14 protein-coding genes are annotated in these 14,338 nt (G+C 42.2%); all 14 read right to left on the bottom strand.

The genetic code is table 11. The annotated features are described in order from the left end of the window. On the bottom strand, positions 1 to 996 hold the full coding sequence (nuoH, locus tag MTT09_RS01450) for an NADH-quinone oxidoreductase subunit NuoH (RefSeq protein ID WP_021086290.1): 996 nt from the start codon (positions 994 to 996) through the stop codon (positions 1 to 3). Then, complete coding sequence (locus tag MTT09_RS01445) at positions 989 to 3,289, bottom strand: NADH-quinone oxidoreductase subunit G (RefSeq protein WP_429802128.1); 2,301 nt, start codon at positions 3,287 to 3,289, stop codon at positions 989 to 991. Before MTT09_RS01445 ends, nuoH begins: the two co-directional genes overlap by 8 nt. Beyond that, complete coding sequence (locus MTT09_RS01440; RefSeq protein ID WP_429802126.1) at positions 3,286 to 3,996, bottom strand: hypothetical protein; 711 nt, start codon at positions 3,994 to 3,996, stop codon at positions 3,286 to 3,288. Before MTT09_RS01440 ends, MTT09_RS01445 begins: the two co-directional genes overlap by 4 nt. Next, entirely contained in the window at positions 3,993 to 4,223 is a 231-nt protein-coding gene (locus MTT09_RS01435; RefSeq protein WP_429802124.1) for an NADH-ubiquinone oxidoreductase subunit E family protein, read from the bottom strand. Before MTT09_RS01435 ends, MTT09_RS01440 begins: the two co-directional genes overlap by 4 nt. After that, positions 4,220 to 5,449: an NADH dehydrogenase (quinone) subunit D gene (gene nuoD / locus MTT09_RS01430; RefSeq protein ID WP_002942445.1), complete on the bottom strand. Its 1,230-nt coding sequence runs from the start codon at positions 5,447 to 5,449 to the stop codon at positions 4,220 to 4,222. Before nuoD ends, MTT09_RS01435 begins: the two co-directional genes overlap by 4 nt. Then, positions 5,446 to 6,210 carry an NADH-quinone oxidoreductase subunit C gene (locus MTT09_RS01425; protein ID WP_429802122.1) on the bottom strand — a complete coding sequence of 255 codons (765 nt, stop codon included), beginning with the start codon at positions 6,208 to 6,210 and terminating at the stop codon, positions 5,446 to 5,448. Before MTT09_RS01425 ends, nuoD begins: the two co-directional genes overlap by 4 nt. Further along, positions 6,207 to 6,719 (bottom strand): NuoB/complex I 20 kDa subunit family protein, encoded by a 513-nt coding sequence (locus MTT09_RS01420; RefSeq protein WP_012001120.1) that lies wholly within the window; start codon positions 6,717 to 6,719, stop codon positions 6,207 to 6,209. Before MTT09_RS01420 ends, MTT09_RS01425 begins: the two co-directional genes overlap by 4 nt. Continuing rightward, positions 6,701 to 7,090 (bottom strand): NAD(P)H-quinone oxidoreductase subunit 3, encoded by a 390-nt coding sequence (locus MTT09_RS01415; RefSeq protein ID WP_004318039.1) that lies wholly within the window; start codon positions 7,088 to 7,090, stop codon positions 6,701 to 6,703. Before MTT09_RS01415 ends, MTT09_RS01420 begins: the two co-directional genes overlap by 19 nt. 107 nt (positions 7,091 to 7,197) lie before the next feature. Further along, a complete protein-coding gene (locus MTT09_RS01410) occupies positions 7,198 to 8,832 on the bottom strand; it encodes a multidrug ABC transporter permease/ATP-binding protein (RefSeq protein WP_429802120.1) in 1,635 nt (544 codons plus the stop codon). Next, the gene (locus tag MTT09_RS01405) at positions 8,832 to 10,196 is read right to left on the bottom strand and encodes a coproporphyrinogen III oxidase family protein (RefSeq protein ID WP_429802118.1); all 1,365 of its coding nucleotides are present in this window, start codon (positions 10,194 to 10,196) and stop codon (positions 8,832 to 8,834) included. Before MTT09_RS01405 ends, MTT09_RS01410 begins: the two co-directional genes overlap by 1 nt. Before the next feature lie 190 nt (positions 10,197 to 10,386). Continuing rightward, the gene (locus tag MTT09_RS01400; RefSeq protein ID WP_429802116.1) at positions 10,387 to 11,703 is read right to left on the bottom strand and encodes a hypothetical protein; all 1,317 of its coding nucleotides are present in this window, start codon (positions 11,701 to 11,703) and stop codon (positions 10,387 to 10,389) included. Positions 11,704 to 11,732: 29 nt separating this feature from the next. Beyond that, entirely contained in the window at positions 11,733 to 12,524 is a 792-nt protein-coding gene (locus tag MTT09_RS01395) for a DUF2314 domain-containing protein (protein ID WP_429802114.1), read from the bottom strand. Between the two features lie 383 nt (positions 12,525 to 12,907). Next, positions 12,908 to 13,405: a YajQ family cyclic di-GMP-binding protein gene (locus MTT09_RS01390; protein ID WP_021086329.1), complete on the bottom strand. Its 498-nt coding sequence runs from the start codon at positions 13,403 to 13,405 to the stop codon at positions 12,908 to 12,910. A 3-nt stretch (positions 13,406 to 13,408) separates the two neighbouring features. Next, positions 13,409 to 14,338, bottom strand: a complete 930-nt coding sequence (locus MTT09_RS01385; protein WP_429802112.1) for a D-2-hydroxyacid dehydrogenase — start codon at positions 14,336 to 14,338, stop codon at positions 13,409 to 13,411.

Raw genomic sequence — 14,338 nt, 5'->3', positions numbered from 1 at the left:
TTAGATAAGTAGTGCAAAGCCGGTGATTACGACATTTAAGATGCCAAGCGGAAGCAAAATTTTCCAGCAAAGCATGCTAAGCTGATCGACCCTTAGATGCGGCCACGACGCCCTCGTCCAGAGAAAAAAGAAAAAGACTAGGCTTGATTTTAAAATGATCATCAAAGCACCCGGGATAAATAAAAACTCGTTAAAACCGCCTAAAAATAGGAGCGTTATGATGATGCTTGCTGCGATCATATTTGTGTATTCGCCGATAAAAAACATCGCCCATCTCATGCCGCTATATTCGGTGCCGTAGCCTGCCACGATCTCGGTCTCGTTTTCTGTTAGGCAAAATGGCGTTCTGTTGCACTCCACAAAGCTTGCCATCACGAAAAGCACGAAAGCAAGGGGCTGCTTGAAGATGAGCCAGTTAAATATGCCTTTTTGGTAGTTGTTTATATCAACTAACGAGAGCGAGCTAGTCACCATGACAACGCTTAAAAGTGCCATGCCAGCGACCACTTCGAAGCTAAGAAGCGATACGACTGCGCGAGCGGCGCTGATTAGTGCAAATTTATTGTAGCTTGCAAGGCCTGCTGCAAGTGGCGAAAAGACGCAAACTGCTGCCACGCCAGCGATATACAAAACGCCCACGTTTATATCTGCAAGTATCGGTCTAATCGTATGCCCAAAAACCTCAAACTCTGGCAAAAATGGCACGGGCGCAAGCGCTGCAAATGCCGCGATAGCAGAGATTAGAGGGGCTATTAGAAAGATAAATTTATTTGCATTTGCTGGGACGATATCCTCTTTTGTAAAGAGCTTTATCATGTCAGCCACGATCTGAAGCACGCCAGCAGGCCCTACCATATCAGGTCCCACGCGGCGCTGCATGTAGGCTAGCACCTTTCTCTCAGCATAAGTCGCAAGCCCTGCAAGGCTAGCCATGACGGCCAAGATGACGACTGCTTTAACAATAGTTGTTATCACAAAAAATAGCATTTCACTCATTCTCTGCCTTTATTATTTTTACGCTTGCGTAACTCTTGCCCTCAAAAATGGCGCCTACATCAAGCTTATCATCGTAGTCGCCAAGATAGGTTGCCACGCCTCCTAGCTCGCTATCAAGCTCCACGCAAATGGCAAGCTTTTGCCCATTTTTTTCTAAAATGACAGCTTTATTTTGTGAAATTTCAAATTTAGCCATAAACTCGCTGCTTGCGTAAAGCACTGCGCGTTTAGCTGTCTGACTGGCATAGTTTGCAAAAAACGATGGCAAATTTATAGGATTTGCAAGGCTTATTAGCGCTTCGTCCTCTTTTAAATTTAGCTCATTTTTCTCTTTAAAAAGTAGCTCTACGTCCTCTTTTGGCGTGAAATTTGAAATTTCAAGCTTGTAGCCTCTGTGGCTTGTGCCGTCATTTGCGTAAAAATTTTCTAAATCATCAAATTTAACGCCCCTGTATCCCTTCTCTTTTGGCAGCTGCATAGTGTAATCAATCGTATTTTTAGCCACTAGCCCAAGCGCATTTGCGATATCGTTTAAGAAGTAGCCATTATGAGTCAAAGCCGCATTTGTCGGCACTACTTCGTTATTTATGCTTGTAAATGTGCCCTCTTGCTGATTTAGCGCACCAGCGTCAAGGTCGCCCTCAAAGATGCTAAATTTAAACTCGCCCATTTCATTGTATCCTAGCGTCTTGCCAGGCTTTTTCTCGTGTGAAAGCGTACAAATTTTTGCCACGCCAAGCGAATTCGTGCGAGGCGGTATGAGCATCACATGAAATGGCGTAGCTCTTGCGATCACTCCAGCAAGGGCTGCAAGTGAATTTGCATTTTCATGAGCGTAAAAGTCACTACCCAAAATGAGCGTAAATTTAGCCTTGCCTTCGCAGAGGGCGGCTATCTCTAAGCCAAAGCTCTCTTCAAATTTTTCAAGTCTAGCCCCAAGCGCACTAGGTAAATTTTCACCCCAGTTTTTAAGCACAAAGAGTAAAATTTGCTCCAATTTGCCAGCCTCATAGCTCACACAGGCGAAATTCTTTGAAAATTTCTTCACCACCTCATCAGCGATGTGATGAAAGTAAATTCCAGCAGCTTTATTCATTTTAAGGGCGTTATTTAGCTTATAGCTAGTAGCTGGGCTCTCGTGGCGCAAGAAGCTGCCAGCCGTGATGATAAAGTCGCTATTTTTTAGGCTCTCATAGTCTGCGTTATATGAGCTAAGGCCGCTAAATTTGCTAAAAATATTTAAGAAATTTTGAAATTTAAAAGCCTCATCGTTTAATAAATTTAGATCAAATTTCTCTCTCAAGCGCTCCAAAATAAGCGCCTCTTCATTTGTTATGAAGCTATTAAATTTTATATTTTTTATGTTGCCGTTTTTAAAATTTAAGACTAGCTCATTAAATTTCGCCTCATTTTTACGGGCATTTTCGTTGTGAAAGTCGTAGCCAAACCTAGCCGCACCGCTGATCTCGCCAAAGTGAAAGTCGTTGCTAACGCGGTAAATTTGCTTGCTTCTATCGCTAGTGTTTTTTTCTTTTACGTCATAAAAAATGAGTTCGCAGTCGCTTTGGTGCGGATTTGCCGCTGGGACACGGCTTAGCTCCCAGATGTTTGAGCTATACTGAAAATTTGAGCTAACAAGCGCGCCAACAGGGCAAACGCTAATGCACTCACCACAAAATGAGCAGTCTAAGCTTTCGCCAGCGCTTGGGCCAATTAGGCTCTTTTGCATCTTGCTAAAGACGGCGTAGGCATCTTTTGGCATGCTCTCTTTTAGCTCTTTTGGCACTTCAACGCCTCTTGGCACCGTTTTTAGCGCACTCTCGCCGATCTTATCTTTACAGACCGTCACGCACCTCTCGCAAACCACGCAAAGAGCTGGATCGTAGTTTATTAGCCCCCATTTTTTGTGCGGTTTGTGAGTGTCTGTAATGGCAAAGCTTTGCTCATTTACATTTAAATGCGCCGTTAAATTTTGTAATTCACACTCGCCACTTTTGTCGCAAACGCCACATTGAAGGGGGTGATTGACGCAGTAAGTCTGCATGATCGCATTTCGCTCGGCAGCGATCTCTGGCGTATTTGTGTAAATTTGCATATCCTCTTTGGCTTTGGCGTTGCAGCTATAGACCACTTTGCCGTTTGCCTCGACCATGCAAAGCCTGCAAGCAAGCGTTGGCGAGCAGCCGTTAAGGTAGCAAAGCGCAGGGATGTAGATGCCATTTGCCCTTGCGATGTTTAGGATGCTCTCGCCCTCGTTTGCCTCTAAAATTTGATCGTTTATAGTGATTTTCATTTGCTAACTACTACTTGTTTAAATGCATATCCATCAAACTCTTTTGCGCCAAGCAGGGCAACCGTGCCTTTTAGCGTTGGATCTAGCTTAAATTTAGCTCTCACGCTAAAGTCTTTTGCCTTTAAATTTAAAATTTCGCCATCCTTTGCCTTTGCCACTATGCCAAACTGCACGCCGCCCACGATCTCGTCGCTTGCGTTTTTGTTTAGATAGACGACCGCTCCGTCAAAATTGTCAAGCTCTCTTAGCTCGCCAACTTCGCCGCCTGCTGTAAATTCTCTCACTTCGCCGCCTGCTAAGACGACATTTTTGCCTAAAATTTCAAGCAGCCAAAAGATCGCATCTTTGTCTGGATGAGTAAAAAAAGAGTCATCTATGATCACGTTTTTAACGTCCTTTATCCACTCGCCAAGCTCCTCAAACTCCTCCTCGCCCACGTTGCACTCACCACTTATCAGCCCATCATCAAGCTCGTCAAAAAACTCATTTTGCACCAAATTTGCATACTTACAAAGAAGCGCTAAGACATAGCTTATCGATCCTATCTCGCAGCGGATCAAATTTTTACTGCCAAGCTCGCTATCTTCAAAGCATGAGATGTATTTAAACTCGTGCTCTTTTATCTTTTTTGCTAAATTTTTGTCGCTCAAACTTAGTAAATTTGCGATACTTAGGCTCTTGCCTGCTATTAGATCATTAAATTTCATATCTTGCCTTTTTTTATCGTTAATGCCCAATCAACTTGGTTAAATTTAAGCGAGTTCATCACCTCGCAGTTTAGGTTATAAGCCAAATTTACGGCCTTTGTTACACCGCTGTAATCACCTATCTCAAACAAAAATATCACCACTTCGTCTGGCTCGCTCACCTTTATCTGCTGCCCAAGAGCGCTCAAAAACTCGCCCTTTAGATGCCTAAGATCGACCCTTCTCATCTATCAACCTCGCCTAAGATGATATTTGTGCTGCCAATTATCGCAGCCACGTCTGCCACATACTGCCCAACTAGCATATCTTCATAAATAGCGCAGTGCCAAAAGCTTGGCGTGCGAATTTTTAGGCGGTACGGGCTTGCGCTGCCATCTGAGTTTATATAAATTCCAAGCTCGCCCTTTGGCGACTCACTAGCAAAGTAAATTTCGCCCTTTGGTGGCTTTAGCCCCTGAGTTATCAGCACAAAATGCTGCATTAGTGAGTAGTTTTGGCTCATTATCTGCTCTTTTGAAGCGCTCACATACTCTGGCGCGTCGGCGATGATGGCTGGACTACTTGTCTGATACTTGCTAACGCACTGCTTTAAAATTTTCACGCACTCGCGCATCTCTTTCATATAAAGTAGGTATCTTGCGTAGCAGTCGCCCTTGGTGGCGTAAGGCACGTCAAATTCTAGCTCGTCATAGATGAGATACGGCTCTTCTTTTCTGATGTCGCGCGCGATGCCACTTGCTCTTAGCATGACGCCAGAGCAGCCGCTACTAAGGGCTAGCTCTTTGCTAACTACGCCCACGTCTATTAGCCTTGCTTGCCAAATTCTATTTTCACTTAGTAGATCTTCGTAAAGCGTGATGTCGCTTGGAAATTTCTCGCAAAATTTAAGCAGCTCCTCGCACCAGCCATCAGGCAGATCAAGCGGCACGCCACCGATCCTTATGGAGCTATGAGTTAGCCTTGCGCCGCAGTATTTTTCTATGAGATCAAGGACATATTCGCGCTCTCTAAATGCGTATAAAAAGACGCTCATTGCCCCCACGTCAAGGGCGTGTGTGGCTAAAAACAAAAGGTGCGAGCTGATGCGATTTAGCTCTAAAAGCATCACTCTAATGATCTGCGCACGGCGAGGCACTTCTATAGCGCAAAGCTTCTCCACAGCCGCGCAAAATGCGTAGTTATTGGCACTTGATGCGATGTAATCGACCCTGTCAGTCACTGGGATAAATTCCTGATAGGTCATATTTTCAGCCATCTTTTCAACACCTCGGTGCATAAAGCCAACCTCTGGCATCGCACGCACGACCTTTTCTCCGTCAAGCTCAAGCACGAGCTTTAGCTGTCCATGAGCACTTGGGTGCTGCGGGCCAAAATTTAGTATCATCTTGCCGTCATTTTGCTCAAATTCTAAATTTTCAAAAAATGGTTTTAAGCGGTTTGGTGCTTGGCTCAAGGTCTTTCCTTTACTATCTGGCTTTGGTTAAATTTAGCCTTTTTGACAAATCTCACGCCGCCTTCTTCTTGATACTCGTACTCTTCATTTTCGTCAAACACTCTTGAAAATCCAAAGGTATCTTTCTCATCGACAAAGGCTGGGTCGCGGTTCTCTTCGCCGATCTGCTCTCTAAACTCACGCCCAAAAATTTTATCCACCTCGTACCATTTAGCAGCCTCGTCGCCAACTAGCGGGTAGCTCTTTAAAAGCGGGTGCGAGTGCCAGTCATCAGGCATGATGAGGCGCTTTAAGTTTGGATGATCTTTGATGAGAACGCCGCTTAGATCATACATCTCGCGCTCCGCCCAGTTTGCGCTTTTATAAAGCTCGCAAACGCTTTTTAGCATTTCGTCTTTTTTGACAAAGCATTTTACTCGCGTGCGCCTATTTTTGCTAACACTTAAAAGCTGATAAAAGACCTCGTATCCGCCTTTTTGCGCTATATAATCAACCGCCGCAAGCTCACAAAGCTGCTCGTAGCCAAAGCCCTTTAACGTTTCAAGCGCTTTAAAATTTTCACTTGAATTTACGTAGAGAACAAGTTGGTCAAACTCCACGTAGCTAGATAAAATTTGCACTCCGCTTCGCTCTAAAACAGCGAGTTCTTCGTCAAATTTAGAACCACTTACTGCTTCTTTTGGCGTCTCTTTAGCGATATAAAATTTCTCACTGTAGTACTGCCTTTTTTGCAGGTCGTTTTTTAGCTTATACTCTCTCATATCTCAAGCTTTCTTGGCTTTTGCGCCCTAAATGCACTTTGTTTTCTTATCTTTTTTTGAAGCATCATAAGTGCGTACTGAAGCGTCTCTGGGCGCGGGGCACAGCCTGGGATGTAGATATCAACAGGGATTATGCGATCTACACCTTGAACGGTTGAATAGGTGTTAAACATACCCCCAGTGTTTGCGCAGCTACCCATCGAGATAACCCACTTTGGCTCAGGCATCTGATCGTAAAGGCGCCTTGTAAATTCAGCGTGCTTTTTAGTTAGCGTGCCAGCTATGATCATCACCTCCGAGTGCCTTGGACTAGCCCTAAAAATAGTGCCAAATCTATCAAAGTCATATCTGCTAGCGCCACTTGCCATCATCTCGATCGCACAGCATGCAAGCCCGTAGCTAAGCGCCCAAAGCGAGTTGCTCCTGCCCCACTGCACGAGCTTATCAACGGTCGTTAAAACGACTGGCAGACCGCCATTTGCAGCGTAGTTTATCTGATGCTTTGCCATTTAAAGACTCCTTTTTGCCAAGCGTAGGCAAAGCCGATGAGTAAGATCACTACAAAAAGTAGCATTTCTATTAGCCCAAATAGCCCAAGCAGCCTAAAATCCACCGCCCACGGATACATAAAAATGACCTCAACGTCAAATAAAATAAATAAAATTCCATAAAAAAAGTAGTGGATATTTATCTTATTTGGCTGTTTTACGGTTGTCGGTCCGCACTCGTAAAAGCCAACTTTTAAGCGCTCAGTGTTGCGGTTGGCTAGCTTTTTGCTTATCTTTGAAGATAAAAATGTTATCAGACTAAATGAACAAGTAGCTAACAAAAGTATGATAAAAGCGCCAAGATAGGTGCTGTCAAGCTCTGAGTGTGACATACTTCGCCTTTTTTAATTTTTGAAAATTCTACTAAATTTAAATTTATTTGATCTTGAAATAGCTCAAGAGTAGCGCACTCGAATCTCTTTTTGTGTAAAAAATACTCTTATTTTATCTTTTCTACGGCGTCTTTTGCGGCACTTATGCGCTCTATTTCATCAAGCTCACGCACAAAACCATCTTTTACTAAAATGATCCTAGTTGCCACATCAAAGTAGCTATCGTCGTGGCTTACGGCGATGACGCTTATGCCTTTGCTTTGCAAAAACGGCAAAATTTCTTTATAAAATTTACGCTTGAATAATGGGTCTTGATCGGCCGCCCACTCATCAAGGATAAGGATAGAGCGGTGCTCTAAGATGGCTATTAACAAGCTTAGGCGCTTTCTCTGACCGGTTGAGAGCTGCGTGGTGCTAAGCTTATTATCAATGATACTTACCTTTTTATCTATCTCAAGCAGAGCCAAGAGCCCCTCTATATCGCTTTGGCTGGCAAAGCCATCACGACAGAGCGTTTGCGAAAATAGATAGAAATCAGCAAAAATAGCGCTTATCTTTGCTTGATAGCTTTGTAAATTTGCATCATCTATCTTTGTGCTATCAAGGTAAATTTCGCCGCTGCTTGGGCGGATAAGTCCGCAAAGGATGTTTATAAGCGTGCTTTTGCCGCTGCCATTTTTACCGATGATAAATGTTATCTCGCCGCGTTTGATCTCTAAATTTACATCTTTTAGGCTAAATTTGCCGTGGTCGTAGTTGAAATTCAGATCCTTTAGCCTGATGCTTCGCCACTCATCGCTTAGACTATCGTCAAATTTAAAGCCCTCTTTAAATTCATTTAAATTTAAACTCATGATCTTTTCTAAGCTCACTTTTGCGCTAAGTGCGGCTGGTATGGAGCCCACCATACTCATAAATGAGCCTCTTAAAAATAGTATCGTAAGGCTTATGCTAAGTGCTGTTTGCAGGCTCGCCCAGCCAAATGCCACGCATAAAAATACGCAAAGTCCGACTGCGCCAAGCAGCATCACGTTTGTGAAATTATCACTTAGTGCGTGAAATACGTCAGCCTTTACCATGCTTTGGCGCTTCTTATCGCCTGTCAAATTTAGCTCATCAAAGCAAATTTGTGCTCTTGCTCTGTTTAGACTAAGCTCTCTATGCCCTTCAACGATGTCGTCATAGTGCCTTTGCAGTGCGTCATCTTGCGTCCTTGAGTCTTTAAAGTAAAAGTGGATCTTTTTCATCAAAAGCGTGTTTATAAAAAGCGTCGCACCGATCCAAACGGCTAAAAATAAAAAGACTTTTGGCGCGATGTAGGCTAGATAAAAGCTAGCACAAATGATGAAAACTAGGCTTTGTATAAAGCCAGTAGCACTCATAAAGGCAAATGTGATCGTTTTTATGTCATTGTTTAGACTTGCTATGATCTTTGCCTTGCCGATCTCGTTTATCACGCTATTTGGCGTGTCTAAAATTTGCTTTACGCTTTGATATCTAAGCTCATAGATAAATTTATGTCCAAAATTTGTAAGTGAGATGTTTGCAGCTATGGCGCTTAGAAAAAAGAGGAGCAAAACCGCTATAAATTTAACCGCCACAAAGGCGTCAAATTCTTTTAAATTTACAAGTTCGTTGTTGATAAAAGAGAGCGTCCAGACGCCAAGTCCGCTAAAGGCAAGCGTCAGGATCACTATTTTGATTATTGAAAAAAGATTGCTTTTTATTAAATTCGCAAGCATTACATGGCAGCACGTGGCTGGATGATGTTTTGATCAAATTTTTGCTCAGTATTTTCACTCATGATGTGAAGCACCTTGCTGCGTTTGATCTTCGCGTCATCCTTAAATATCGCGCGAACCTTGTCCATACCAGCGTAGAAGTCACGCATTAGCACGACGCAGATATATTTGCCAAAAAATGTTGGCTTGATAACGCCATTTTCTTCGTAGATCGCATTTACAAGTTTTAGCAAGCTAAGCTCGACAAATAGGTCTTTGTTGATATTTGCATCGTTTTGCTCGTTGTAGCTTTTGATATCGACGGCACCGTCAAAAAGCCTTGTTAAAAATGTATATTTTAGTCTCTCTTTTTTGCTAAATGCGCATTTTGCGATGACTGGGCTTTGTCTTTCTTTGACCTTTCTGCCGTAGTCAAGTAGGTTAAAGGCATTTATCACAAGCTGGCCGTCAAGGAAGCTAAACGCCCCGCTACCTACGCCCACGTACTCTAAATTTGAGCCTACATATTCGTCGCGAAGGTCTGCGCTTTTTTCATTTGAAAACGCCCATGCGTTGCTTTGTCTATATCCGCCCTTAGCAAATTCACTCACGATAATCTCGTAAAATTCGCGCTCATTATCGACGTTTGAGACGCCAAGTGCGCGAGCGATGTTCTCTCTTGTTAGCTCTGATTTCATGAGCGGATAGAAGGTGATTTGCTGCGGAGATATTGATTTTGCAGTGTTTATGTCGTTTATTAGCTGCTCTTTTGTTTGATTTGGCAGGTTAAAGATGAGATCTAGGCTGATGACTGGTATCTTGCCGATAGCCTGCTCTATCTTTCTTTTTGTCTCCTTGGCTGAGCCAAATTTATCATATCTGCCAACTCTTTTTAAAGTCTCATCATCAAAGCTTTGCACTCCTACGCTTAAGCGGTTGATGAGCCCATCAAAACGGCCTAGACTCTCTGGCGAAATGTGATTTGGGTCGCTCTCTGCTGAGATGTCCTCTATGCTAAAGAGATCTTTTGCGAGTTTTAGCGTTTTTTCAAGCTCTGGCTCGTTTATAAGCGTCGTGCCACCGCCCACATAAAGCGAGTCAAAGTCAAAACCAGCCTCCTTTATCTGCCTCATCTCCTCGCGTAAATTTTCAAAGTAAATTTTCGCAAGCTCCTGCTCGTAGTGGTACTTGTGAAACGAGCAATACGGGCAAAATGTGTGACAAAACGGCACGTGAGCGTAGAGCATGTACTTTTTGTCTTTTTTTGGAGTTTTGGCGTAAGTCGTGTTTAAAATGTCTATGTTAAATTCGTTATATAGCGATTTTTGTATAGAATTATGAGCGTAATTTACAGCAAAACTCTCAATGATATTTTTAAAAATCATAATTAATCGCCTTAAATAAGTTAATTTTAATTTAGTCCATTAGGATAGCCAAATTTTAATAAATTTAGCCTTGCATTAACGTAAATTTTGAGTAAAAAATGCAATCATTTTTTGAATTTTCTATTTTTACAAACCTGCGATTTTTACATATCTAGCTCGCTTTTGCTCTATAAATTTAAGCTTAGCCTACTTACTCTTTTACTCTTGAGATGACCTTGCTTGAGTCAAGCTCAAATTTCACTCCGTCTTTTGTCTGCAAGTAGTAAAATTTACCGATATTGCAAAGTGACTTCACGTCATAAATTTTAACCGCCTTTTCATCTATCTCGCAAGGCGTTTGCTCTTTGCCTTTTGCCTCACAAAGTGAGCTAGGTAGCGCCTTTAACGCACTTTTATCCACAAGCAAAAATTTATAATCCACATCGCCTATATTAAAGGTTTTTGCTGTGTATTTGATAAACAAAAGCGAGTTTGAAACGATCATAAGCGAAAGTGCGGCGTAAAAAACAAATGAAAAGTCCTTTGTCTCTTTGATGCTCGCAACGCCCAGCATAAAAGAGAGCATAAACGAGCAAAAGAGTATCCAAAGTGCCAAAAATCCGCCATTTTCTGAGACGACAACCGAAATTATAAAGAGCAAAAGCATGAGAAATGACAAAAGATAGATGATGAAATTTGATCTATCTTTAAAGAAAACTGCCAAATTTACCCCAGCATAAGAGAGCAAAAGTAGCGATAAAATGGCACCCCAGCCGTAGTTTAGCTTGAATGCCGCAAAGGCTAAAATGGCAAATGAGATGAGCGTTAAAAAATAGATGAAATTTGAGCTATAAAAAAATAGAAATTTTGGCTTTTTAAATTTATATTTTTTATCATCATTTTGGTAAAGATAGGAGACAAAGACCAAGATAGCGATCTCAAAAGCCGTCACGATCGCGGTCGCGCAAAATAGCAAGATACCTGTAAATATCATCTCTGAGCTGTCTAAACTCGGAAAATAGCCGATCACAAAGCCAAAATACAAAAAGTAGCAAAGCATGCTGACGACTGGGACGATGAAATTTGAGTGCTTGAAGAAATTTATAGCGCACTCTTTTATGAAATTTGCCTTTAAATTTGCCGAGTGCTCGCCAAGACGGCTCTCAAAAAATGAGTTTAAAAGCAGCTCATTTTTGACCTTTTCAAGCTCCTCTGGATCTCTTGAGAGCGCCTTTTTGTAAATTTCATAGTTTTGCTTGCCAAAGTCCTTTATAATCTCATCTTTGATATCCAAAATGACAAGAGTGATCTGCTCTTTTATCTCGCCGAGCCTTTTTGAAACTTCAGTAAAATTTGTCCTATTTAGCCTGTCAAAAAGGTCGTTTTCTTCGTTTAAAAGAGCGATCAAACGCGCTTGTTTGCTGCTTCTTATCTCACAGTTTGAAAAATTTGCCTTTATAAAATTTACAAATTTCTTAGCGTTTTTAACGCTCTCATCTTTTTCATCTAAAATATCTTGGTAACTCAAATTTAAATCCTAAAAATTTACACGAAATGCTATTTAAGCACCTTTGCGATTTCGCTCCAGCCTATTTGCTTAGCAAGTTCAGCTGCGGTTTTGCCACTTTTTGTGCGGGCGTTTTTATTAGCGCCATTTTCTAGCAAGAGATTTACGATCGTTAAATTCCCAGCAAGTGCCTCGTGGTGAAGCTGCGTAAAGCCAAGCTCGTCGGTGTCTGTGACCATGCTTGGATGCGCTTTTATATACTGCTCCACCTGGCCACGCATATTTTTGCTCATCGGATGCTCTATCAAATTTTCTGGATGCTCTTTTTGCTCGAAAACTACCAAAATGTCTTTAAAATCGCCAAAATCAAGCCCCCAAGCCGCGTCATGCTCGGCTAGCTCATCTTTTTGCATGCGTGAGCGCATCGCCTGCACGCTAAAGCCGCCATAAGCGCGTCCGCCAATGGCAAAAAGCCAGTCGCTCATATCGGTAAATTTTGCGCTTATTTGATCGCCAACTTTGACGTTTTGCACGCTATCTGGCTCATTTACGAGCGTGCCATATATCGTCTCTCCGTCAAATTCAACGTCATTTATCCACATGTGTTCGCCCACCTCTTCGCCATTTATGACGTCTAAAAAGCAAATTTTTACCATCGCATAATCAAGCATAGGTGCGATCCTGCGGCGCTCCCAGTAAAGCTCACGCCAAAAATACTTAAAGCTCTCTATGGCTTGCTCAAATGCGCGCTGCATATAGTCTTCGTCGCTACTTACAAAATAGATCGGCATCTGCTCGCCAAGATCTATTTGCTTGCCAAGAATTTTTTCAAAAAAGCCCATTTTTACTCCTTTTTAGAATTTATATAGATCAAATTTAAATAAAACTATAAGGCGAAATTTCATTCACGAATACGCCAAATTTTAGATATAAAATCATGCCAAATTTCACAAATTTATCCGAGCAACTTACCAAATTTAAACACGAAAACCATGCGAAATTGCGCAAATTTAGCCCAAAATCCTGCGAAATTTTAAATACAAAATTCGCACAATTATTTCGCAAAATTAGGCGAGGCGATTTAAATTTTTGTGACGGGAGTTACCGAGTTGGTAATGACCGAGCAAAAATTTGAATCAACGACGCATAATAAAGCGAAAATATGCGATATAGCCTGCGAAGCGAGAATTTTTCTAGCTCCTTTAAAGGCACTCGCGAGAAGCTGTTATTTTAGGTTTTTAAAGCTTATCGGGAGTTCTAAATTTAGCCCCCTAACGAGCTTTATACACTCCTGCAGATCATCTATGTTTTTGCTTGTCACTCTGATCTCTTCGCCCCTGATCTGCGCGCTCACCTTGATCTTTGAGTCTTTGATCGCCTTGGTGATCTTTTTTGAGTTTTCGCCGTCAAGCGTATCGTTTAGTTTTAGTGTCGCCTTTAAATTTCCCCCGCTCGCTGGCTCTCTTTTTGTCTCTGTGATCGCAACTGGTGGGATATTGCGCTTGATGAGTTTTGAGATCACTATATCTTTTAGCGCATCGATCTTGTTATCGCTTGAGCTAAGAAGCGTTATAAATTTCTCTTTTTCATTTAGCTCGACTTCGGCCGCAAGCCCCTTAAAATCATACCTTGCTGCGATCTCTTTTTTAGCCGTCTCAAGAGCGTTTTTAACCTCCATCATATCGACCTCGGCACTTATATCAAAACTATGCTCGCTTGCCATTTTCTATCCTTTTATAAATTCTTCTATATTTTTAACTATGAGTGAGATTAGCCGTTTTCTAGCCTCCAAGCTACCCCATGCCACGTGCGGCGTGATGAGTAGATTTGACTTCTTTTTTACATTTAGAAAAGGGCTATTCTCGCTCATTGGCTCACGCTCCAAAACGTCGGTGCCAAAACGCAGGTTTCTCTCATCTATCGCTCTTGCCATCGCTGCCTCGTCCACTATGCCGCCACGTCCTAAATTTAGCACTATCGCATCATCTTTTAGTAAATTTATCTCGTTTATACCTAGTAAATTTCTAGTCTTTTCATCTAGTGGTGCGTGGATACTGATGATGTCGCTGCTTCTTAGTAGCTCGTCTAGGTTTTTTTGCTTAAACTCGCTATTTTTATTTGCTCCGCTTGTCGAGTAGTAGCTCACGTTAGCGCCAAATGCACGTGCTGCTGCCGCCACGCCGCGTCCTATCTCGCCAAGTCCGATGATGCCAAATCCTTTGCCAGCGATCTCGCTGATATCTGCGCCAAGATAGGTGAAAATTTCACTTTTCACCCACTCGCCACTTTTTACGTAGTGATCATAAAATTTGATGCGATTTGTTAGCTCAAAAAGCAAGGCAAACGTATGCTGCACGACGCTTGCAGTTGAGTAGCCAGCGACGTTTTTAACGACTATGTTTTTAGCTTTTGCATGCTCTAGATCGACATTATTCATACCAGTTGCGCTTATGCAGATAAGCTTTAAATTTAGCGCATCCATCACGGCTTTGTCGATGACGACCTTGTTTGTGATGACGATATCAACGCCTTTTAGACGAGTCACGACCTCATCGCTCTTAGTCTTTTGGTAGCTGATAAACTCGCCAAATTTCTTAAAAACACTAAGATCAACGTTTTCTCCCAGCGTTGCCGCGTCTAAACAAACGATCTTCAT

Origin of the sequence: Campylobacter concisus, assembly GCF_050447505.1 — a bacterium.
Classification (GTDB): Bacteria; Campylobacterota; Campylobacteria; order Campylobacterales; family Campylobacteraceae; genus Campylobacter_A; species Campylobacter_A concisus_BP.
Note: the sequence above shows the minus strand (reverse complement) of the source record. Positions and strands in the feature narration are given on the sequence as shown.